Annotated in this window: 11 protein-coding genes; 6 read left to right on the top strand and 5 right to left on the bottom strand. The window is 43.7% G+C overall.

What is annotated here, in order from left to right:
- Positions 1 to 146: 146 nt before the first annotated feature.
- Positions 147 to 659: a DUF433 domain-containing protein gene (locus tag QT987_RS28995; protein WP_445299740.1), complete on the bottom strand. Its 513-nt coding sequence runs from the start codon at positions 657 to 659 to the stop codon at positions 147 to 149.
- Positions 660 to 798: 139 nt separating this feature from the next.
- Here QT987_RS28995 and QT987_RS28990 point away from each other — a divergent pair, with 139 nt between their 5' ends.
- Both QT987_RS28990 and QT987_RS28985 read left to right on the top strand, forming a co-directional pair.
- On the top strand, positions 799 to 1515 hold the full coding sequence (locus tag QT987_RS28990) for a DUF6088 family protein (protein ID WP_333246892.1): 717 nt from the start codon (positions 799 to 801) through the stop codon (positions 1513 to 1515).
- A gap of 2 nt (positions 1516 to 1517) precedes the next feature.
- Complete coding sequence (locus QT987_RS28985; protein WP_333246890.1) at positions 1518 to 2471, top strand: nucleotidyl transferase AbiEii/AbiGii toxin family protein; 954 nt, start codon at positions 1518 to 1520, stop codon at positions 2469 to 2471.
- A 472-nt stretch (positions 2472 to 2943) separates the two neighbouring features.
- On the opposite strand, the gene QT987_RS28980 is transcribed toward QT987_RS28985, so the two are convergent.
- Positions 2944 to 4320: an NB-ARC domain-containing protein gene (locus QT987_RS28980; RefSeq protein ID WP_333246888.1), complete on the bottom strand. Its 1377-nt coding sequence runs from the start codon at positions 4318 to 4320 to the stop codon at positions 2944 to 2946.
- Positions 4321 to 4517: 197 nt separating this feature from the next.
- Between QT987_RS28980 and QT987_RS28975 the strand changes: the two genes are divergently transcribed.
- The 4 genes from QT987_RS28975 (at position 4518) to QT987_RS28960 (ending at position 6296) form a co-directional block, all read left to right on the top strand.
- Entirely contained in the window at positions 4518 to 5000 is a 483-nt protein-coding gene (locus QT987_RS28975) for a tetratricopeptide repeat protein (RefSeq protein WP_333246886.1), read from the top strand.
- A 50-nt stretch (positions 5001 to 5050) separates the two neighbouring features.
- Positions 5051 to 5401, top strand: a complete 351-nt coding sequence (locus tag QT987_RS28970) for a hypothetical protein (protein WP_333246884.1) — start codon at positions 5051 to 5053, stop codon at positions 5399 to 5401.
- A gap of 222 nt (positions 5402 to 5623) precedes the next feature.
- Positions 5624 to 5884 (top strand): hypothetical protein, encoded by a 261-nt coding sequence (locus QT987_RS28965; RefSeq protein ID WP_333203664.1) that lies wholly within the window; start codon positions 5624 to 5626, stop codon positions 5882 to 5884.
- Positions 5877 to 6296 (top strand): hypothetical protein, encoded by a 420-nt coding sequence (locus tag QT987_RS28960; protein WP_333143073.1) that lies wholly within the window; start codon positions 5877 to 5879, stop codon positions 6294 to 6296. The genes QT987_RS28965 and QT987_RS28960 overlap by 8 nt, the downstream gene beginning before the upstream one ends.
- 5 nt (positions 6297 to 6301) lie before the next feature.
- Here the strand turns inward: QT987_RS28960 and QT987_RS28955 are convergent, their stop codons facing one another.
- From QT987_RS28955 to QT987_RS28945, 3 genes are read right to left on the bottom strand one after another with little or no spacing between them, the layout of a single operon-like run.
- Positions 6302 to 6439, bottom strand: a complete 138-nt coding sequence (locus QT987_RS28955; RefSeq protein WP_333246882.1) for a hypothetical protein — start codon at positions 6437 to 6439, stop codon at positions 6302 to 6304.
- An 11-nt stretch (positions 6440 to 6450) separates the two neighbouring features.
- Complete coding sequence (locus QT987_RS28950) at positions 6451 to 6786, bottom strand: XisI protein (RefSeq protein ID WP_333246880.1); 336 nt, start codon at positions 6784 to 6786, stop codon at positions 6451 to 6453.
- The gene (locus QT987_RS28945) at positions 6774 to 7190 is read right to left on the bottom strand and encodes a XisH family protein (protein ID WP_333246878.1); all 417 of its coding nucleotides are present in this window, start codon (positions 7188 to 7190) and stop codon (positions 6774 to 6776) included. The genes QT987_RS28950 and QT987_RS28945 overlap by 13 nt, the downstream gene beginning before the upstream one ends.
- Positions 7191 to 7475 lie beyond the last annotated feature (285 nt).

Below are 7475 nucleotides of genomic sequence, written 5' to 3'. Positions count from 1 at the left end.
AAAACCGGAGTCAAAATCCTCCAAAGGTTTGCCCTACATACTCCCACGCCTTTTGTCAATGGGGGAACTTCAGTTTAGGGTAAGGCATCACTACCGTCTAAGTTAAGGTGAAGGTATTGCTCATCGGCATAGAGACGTGCCATCTGCTACAAATCCTCGTCCATCACTTCATCGTTTTCCCGAATTTCTGTTTCAATTTCATCGGAAAAAGCTTCGGCGTATGCCCAAGCGTTAGCAATATCAGTCGCAGAGAGTAATCGATAGCTTGTGAGTAACTCGGCTTCACTATAGCCAATGCGACGAGCTTCTACAAGTCCCCAAACGGTGATGCGAGTTCCAGCAATGCAGGCACTCCCACCACAAACATCAGGCGTTTTTTCAATACCGCGCCAAGGAGTGATTTTACCTTGAGTGAGGAGTTGAACGACTTGAGCTTTTTCATCGTCAGAGAGTGCCAGGAGTTGAGGCTCTAATTCTTTCAGCGTCATGGCAAACAATGGAATTGCGACTTCCGATGATTCTATCGAACCGATCGCCCCATTTACCCGATCGCCCATTGCCACTGCTAATAATTTGGGTGAAGCGCGGGGAATGCAAGCAACGGTTGTATCAATTACACTGCACGGGCGATCGCCCTCCCCATACGCTTGCTTGCACAACTCAAGCTTTGAAATGTTCTAGGGTACTATAACGCAGCAGATAATCCAGGTTATTTGTCAAGTTTTTTGCCACAAAAACTTGACAATTTAGAAAGTGGTGAGAATAATGGGATTAAGACCCTGACCTGGGATTCAAGGGATGAAAAGGAGTCAAGTCAACACAGCAGAGTTAATTCGCAGACAGATTGAGGAACGGGGAGAAGGCTATTGGCGACACTCTGACTTTTCTAACCTGCCGTCAAGTGCGGTCAGCAAAGCACTTTCCCGAATGGCGGAAAACGGAATTTTGGAGCGAGTCAGCAAAGGACTATACTATCGATCGCGCCCGACTCGATTTGGTCGCAGTCGTCCCTCTCCAAGCGATATCCAAAAACTGCTGACAAAACAAAACTTGCATCCGGCTGGACTGAGTGCGGCTAATTTATTAGGGTTTACCACTCAAAACGCAATTCAAGGTGAATTTGCTACCTCAGCGAACAGTGTCCCCCGCACTATAATTGGTTCTCGCGCCCGAATCCACACTCGCAGACCTGAAACTTGGAATCGCTTAGAAGCAACTGATGCAGCAATGCTTGATTTTTTAAGGTCTAGGGGTAAGTTGAGCGAGTTGTCTCTGACGGAGACTAAGCAAAGGTTGCTAGACTATTTTCGAGAAGGATCTCGCTTTGAACGTTTGCTTGCAGTTGCAGATGCGGAACCGCCGCGAGTACGAGCTATGCTGGGTGCGATCGGACAGGAACTCAGAAAGAGTCCTAAAGAGCTAGAAAAACTCCGAAAAAGCCTAAATCCAGTCTCTCGGTTTGATTTTGGTAACTTCAGCAATCTGAGTTATGCCAAGGAGTGGCAAGCCGAGTGAAAATGTTTGAACATCCTGATTTCCGCGATGCTGTCATCGCAGCTAGGGAACATTTCGATCGCTTTGGACTCACCGAACAATTCATCGAGAAAGATTACTATGTCACCTCGGCGCTGGGAATTGTGGCGAATCAGTGGCGTACTCAAGTCATTTTTAAAGGCGGAACCAGCCTCTCGAAGGGGTGGAAACTGATAGAACGATTCTCGGAGGATATCGATCTGTTTTTGAACAAACAGGCATTCGTTCCTCCCCTTGGTGCAAACAGAATTGATAAAGAATTAGCAGCAATCGAAAGTGCTGTGGGAGAGCATCCTGCTTTGACGCTAGAACCTGATTCGTCCAAGCGGAAGCGGGGGGTTTTTCGCAATAGCTATTTCAGCTACACTCAGCAATTTTCGGGCAATCAGGCGATCGCCAATCGTGTATTCTTAGAAATGGGAACTCGCAGCGGCACTTATCCTACGCAGACTGTACAACTGTCTTCCTATGTGGCTGAATTTCTGCGTGAAATTGGGCAGAGTCTTGATACTGAAGATGAATTGCCTTTCTCTATGCTATTGCTGGACTTTCGGCGCACCTTTGTTGAGAAGCTGTTTGCAATTCACTCTAAAGTAGTGAAGATTCAGCAGGATGGGCAATCAATTGGAAGCTACGCCAGACATTACTACGACCTGTTTTGTTTAGCTCAAAAGTCCGAAGTGCGCCAAATGTTCCAAACTGAGGAATACAGCCAGATTAAAGAGGATTGCGATCGCATTAGCCGCGAACACTTCCCAGATTATCAGCCGCCGTCAGCGATGAAATTTTCCAACAGTTCGGCTCTCTTCCCAACAGGAGAACTGCGTCAAACTATTGCTAGAGAATACGAACAGCAGTGCGGTAGACTCTGCTACGGAAATTATCCATCATGGGGGGAAATTGAAGCTTGTTTTGAAGAAGTTCGCGATCGGCTTTGACTGTTGAGCCTGAAGCATATCGTTGGTTATAACTGAGATGTTGCACCATTATCAATAAGCCGTAGGGGCGGGTTCGCCAACCGCCTTAAAGCTTGCAAATAGGTTCTATAAACCCGCCCGACCCCACGAAAAATCCTCTTATTGATATTGCTGCAAGATGTCAGTTATAACCCAATACGGTTCAGTTAAGCTCGATCCCCCCGGCGCCTAGGGCGGGCACTCTTGGCACCGCCCCTACGAAGGGGAGTAAGCTGTTCGGCATTTAAAGGACTTGCGTAAGGTGCGTCAGCATCTAAGGTTTTCCGTTTCAGCGTAAGGGTTCTAGCTGACGCACCCTACTAGCCTCGTTACTGGTTTAAATGCTCCACAGCTTAGGGGGTGGGACAAGAAATTACTCTTGCGTCCCCCAACAATCAGGGGGATTTAGGGGGATCTCGCCCGGAATAAATAGTTTTAACCCAAGCGTATTGGGTTATAACCATTTGATATATTCCCTGATTACTGGCGGCAGAGTGTAAAAATTTGCTTGTTGTTCAATCAAGCAGCGCCGCGATAGAGATTGCAGCGCATTTAGCAAATCTGAAGCCGGAATTATGTCATTTTCTAGCAATTTTGCCCGGTTGATTGGCTGGCTTTCTTTCGCTAATAAGGAGATTACTTGTTTTTCTAGTTCGGATAGGCGATCGAACTGCTGCTGTAAAACATCTTTCAAATCTCCTGGCAACAATATCGTATCATTTGGTAATAACTCTGTCACGCCTCCTCCCAAGTCTTGAATCAGAGTCGCCACGCTTTTTAACCATAGGGGGTTGCCTTGGTAGCGATGAATAAAAGTTTCACTGTTGTCGCTTTCTTCTAACCCATAATCTCTGAGTATTTCCTGTCCGGCGGCGATGTCTAAACCTTTGAGTTGTAAGGTACGAATAGAAGTATTTTGGCTTTTAGCTTGAGTCACTTCTCTCGGTTGTTCCCAACCGATTAACAGAAAGCAGCTTTGATGGGATAATTTTTCTATTTGTTTGAAAAAAGAGCGATAATCTTCGGATTCTGGTTTATATTTTCCTGCCAATTCGCCACTACAGAAAAGGTTGTGAACGTCATCTAAGACGATTAAACAGCGATAGTTTTGTAAATATTTAATTAGTGGTAAGCGTTTTTGGTTTGTTGGGGATGAATCTTCTTTTTCGGAATGGGAAAAAAGCTGTATTAGGTTAGATTGAAATTTATCGATGGTGGGGAATTCGTCTAGAGTGTACCAAACTGCGTACTCAAACTCGTCTTTAATTTGTTGTACGAGTTTGACTGCTAGGGTGGTTTTGCCGATACCGCTGATGCCGGTGAGGGTGATGAGGCGACAGCGTTGTTGTAGAATCCAGGTGGTGAGGGTTTGGAGTTCGGGAGTGCGATCGAAGAGATCACCCAACTCTGGCATTTCGCTTAAATCTTGATGCGAAGTTTTAGTTTGTTTTGAGTTAGATGTTTCCTCATTTGGTGGGTGTGAGTTTGGTAGGTTTGGCGGGTGTCTACCTTCTCCACAGGTGTTAAAACTACCTTTCACTACAATGTCTTGTGCAAAGTTTAAAATATTAGAGTTTTGCAACCTCTCCATTGTGGAGCGAAAATTCGATTTACTGACTTTTTCCCCAAACTCTTCTGAAAGTATCTGCCATAATTCCGATCCGATTTCCCTGATGCGACTTTCAGAACAGTCAAAATCTTTCGCTATTTCTTTGTATTTCTCGCGTTGTAGAGTTCCCCGCAGTACCGCTGCTTGTAAATCGTCAAGGTGCTGACCTGTTTTCTCGAAAACTATGCGATCGGCGACATTTAACATTTCTTTAAGATTCATCTGGCAGGGAGATGCGAGAGTTTTGTGTATTGTAGCTTAGATTTCCGGCTTTTTAGTACATTTTCGTACAAAACTAGATAAGACAAAATGAAAGCAGGAGAAAATTGTCTGCAAAATAGAACATTTTTTGACTAGACAAAGTTTTAATTTATAAGGATAATTAGGAGAACTACAAAGCATAAATAAAGGTGTTTACCATGACAAGCTATGAGAGCGTAGCTAAGGCAGAACTCTTGTACTACCAAGGAAATGTAAATGCAAGAATGGGAAGGTTTCAGGATGCTTTATACCTCTACGATCAAGCTATAGCAGTCGAGGGTAATAAGCCAATGTATTACAACAATCGTGCTGGCACTCTCAAGAGGTTAGGAAGATTGCAGGATGCAATCAAGCAATATGAAGAAATTATCCAGAAGTTTCCTGACTATGGAAAAGCTTTCCTTTCTATAGGCAGCACTAGCATTGAGACTGGTGACTATCAAGGAGCTATTTCTAGCTATCGTCGTTTTCTTTCTGCATACGAGAAGGGACAGTTCACCTTTAATCCGATAGTGGGAGGAGTCAATCATAGTGTGTACGGTGATGACTTACTAGAAACTGCACTGCTTACATCAATCAATTACCTTTCTGAAGAACAACAAAGGCTTGCACTTCAAGCTTTTCAGGAAGCACATAACTGAATCGAGTTGACTGAAAGCTGTCTATCTCAAAAATACTGAAAGTGGTAATTATGTGTCAACCAATTAGTGAAATTTCTTACAGGCTGTGGTTACTTACAAACCTTGAAAATGAAGGAAAAGGAGGCGAACTTCTAGTCGATTCCTATACTTTTGATCCCAATTTATCTCAAGGAGATGTCGTTCATATCGAGAAATGGAGGGTAGGAGTTAGAACAGATGATACATTACAAAACCAATCTTTCTCTTTTGAAGCAAGAGTTATGGAAATAAAAAAGGAGGTTGTGCGGAATCACAGCTTCGTTGTTAATATCATTTTGGAGTCACATAATAGAGAAACCATATCTCAACTAAGAGAAGCCCTGAGAGATAACAATCCAGAGCAATTTCCACAAGGAGTCTAGCACGATCGCCCATCTTGCCTATTCCGTTGACACTCGTGTTACTCAACCTCTTTTTCCACTGGCACTCTGAGCCATTTTCACCATTTCAAAGTGCGATGGTTGCACGCAGGGTGTGAAGCGTAGCTATCCCATAGGGAATCGCCCCAGCAAAAGAAAGGCAGATCGCCATTAAAACACGAGTTTAAAGGCTAAAATAAATGTATGTAATCTTAAACAAGCGATATGCCTCTCAGCGAGCTTTTACCCACCATCGATCAATTATCTCATCAAGATAAACTGCGACTCATTCACTTTCTCCTACTTGCAGTTGCCAAGGAACAAGGATGCAGCCTAGAACCTGCTGAAGATACTAATTCAGAAAATGTACTTTTGAATCAACTAGCATCAACGAGTGCAGTTGTATGGTCTCCACAGGCCGATCGAGAATCAGTTCAAGCATTATCAGAACTTCTACTTGCCGCCCAAGAATCAGCTCATGCTTAATAGTCAGCGATTTCCATTTATAGAGCGAATTGATAGCCTTGGGCGATCGAGTATCATGCCATATTTGCCAATCACTCTCTCCAACGGCAGCAACTCCGTAGAAGTGATGGCATTGTTGGATACGGGTGCAAGTGTCAACGTTTTGCCTTATCAGATTGGTCTACAACTAGGGGCAACATGGGAACAGCAAACCGTTCCTATTCAATTGAGTGGGAATTTGGCTCACAGTGAGGCGCGGGGATTGGTGCTTTCGGCTACAGTTGCTCAGTTTTCGTCGCTCTTGCTGGCATTCGCTTGGACTCGTTCGACAGATGCACCTGTAATCCTTGGACACCTCAACTTTTTCTCGGAGTTTAATGTCTGTTTTTTTCGTCACGAGTTAGCTTTTGAGCTTTACCCAAGAGAAAAATGAATTGTTTAAGCAATATGCGATCGCCCTTTCTTGTTTCTGATGAGCGATCGCCTAAAATGAAAGGGCGATCGCCCTTTCTTTTTTCTGATGTGCGATCGCCCCCTAACACATAAAGAGCGATCGATGTCTGCAACCAAAAGCATCAACGTTAGTTTTAACTCACTGCAAATTCTGTGAACTGACGCATATAAGGTGGATGAAACCCAACCACAATGTCCGACTTCGGCACACCTATATTAACCAGCTCTTGCCCTAAATCGATTTCTGTTCCATTCTGCTGAATCCAGATTTTGCCATCCTTAATATCGAGATGTATAGGACAACCGTAAACTCGCTGTTTGTTATCCCAACCCACTCGAACAACTTGATAATGATTGTGTTCTGTGTCAAAAACAACTTGCACCTCTACTTCTCCATAAGAAGGCTTGTATCCAGCATATTTCGTGAGAACTTGTTTGATACAATCCCGATATTTTTCTATTTTTTCCATAAAGCTATCACCTCTTCTTCTACGTCATAGACCAATAATTTTAACTGGTAATCTTCCACAACAGCGGTTGTAAATTCCCGCTTAAAGAAATCGTTATATGCCGTCAAAGGAATTGCCAAAAATAGCTGACGTTGGGGGTCTTTAAACTTGAGTGCTGTACGGTAGTTGATAAATTGTCCCACCGCTAAATGAAAATCTGTTATCGCTGAAGTATTCAAAAAGCTCTTGATTTCTACAGCAATTTTCTCGCCCTGCCGTTCGGCTGCCAGCAGACGTTCCGCCCCCAGATCGATTAACATATCAACTCCACCCACACTGATGGAAAGTGGGTCATCTGTAATCTGCCAACCATCCTTTTGCAAGGCAATCTTCACAACATCATGAAATTTATCCTTTGCTGACATAAAGCCCTGATGACAAACAATTATAATTATACTGGCATTAATTGAGATGTGTGAGTGCAATTCAGGTTGTTGACTCACCAAATCAAACATCGCGTGCGAGATCGCTATCGTAAGGCTTGTCCAAGAGAGTGCGATCGCCCCTCACACCAAATACCAAACACTGCGATGATTGTACAGAGTGCGATGCTTGAGTTAAACAAAAGATCGATCGGGAGCATCCCGATTTTGCAAGTATACAAAAGTATGATATGATGTATTGTTTTTTTGGAAAACCGACACTTAGCT

Source organism: Microcoleus sp. SVA1B4, from assembly GCF_036700545.1.
Classification (GTDB): Bacteria; Cyanobacteriota; Cyanobacteriia; order Cyanobacteriales; family Microcoleaceae; genus Microcoleus.
This window is presented reverse-complemented; position numbering and strand designations above follow the sequence as displayed.

What these genes read in the sequence shown, in the direction of transcription:
- QT987_RS28985 (WP_333246890.1), top strand. Translation starts at nt 1,518, where the DNA reads ATGTTTGAACATCCTGATTTCCGCGATGCTGTCATCGCAGCTAGGGAA.
- QT987_RS28955 (WP_333246882.1), bottom strand. Translation starts at nt 6,439, where the DNA reads ATGCTTTTGGTTGCAGACATCGATCGCTCTTTATGTGTTAGGGGGCGA.
- QT987_RS28975 (WP_333246886.1), top strand. Translation starts at nt 4,518, where the DNA reads ATGACAAGCTATGAGAGCGTAGCTAAGGCAGAACTCTTGTACTACCAA.
- QT987_RS28960 (WP_333143073.1), top strand. Translation starts at nt 5,877, where the DNA reads ATGCTTAATAGTCAGCGATTTCCATTTATAGAGCGAATTGATAGCCTT.
- QT987_RS28990 (WP_333246892.1), top strand. Translation starts at nt 799, where the DNA reads ATGAAAAGGAGTCAAGTCAACACAGCAGAGTTAATTCGCAGACAGATT.
- QT987_RS28980 (WP_333246888.1), bottom strand. Translation starts at nt 4,320, where the DNA reads ATGAATCTTAAAGAAATGTTAAATGTCGCCGATCGCATAGTTTTCGAG.
- QT987_RS28945 (WP_333246878.1), bottom strand. Translation starts at nt 7,190, where the DNA reads ATGTCAGCAAAGGATAAATTTCATGATGTTGTGAAGATTGCCTTGCAA.
- QT987_RS28970 (WP_333246884.1), top strand. Translation starts at nt 5,051, where the DNA reads ATGTGTCAACCAATTAGTGAAATTTCTTACAGGCTGTGGTTACTTACA.
- QT987_RS28950 (WP_333246880.1), bottom strand. Translation starts at nt 6,786, where the DNA reads ATGGAAAAAATAGAAAAATATCGGGATTGTATCAAACAAGTTCTCACG.
- QT987_RS28965 (WP_333203664.1), top strand. Translation starts at nt 5,624, where the DNA reads ATGCCTCTCAGCGAGCTTTTACCCACCATCGATCAATTATCTCATCAA.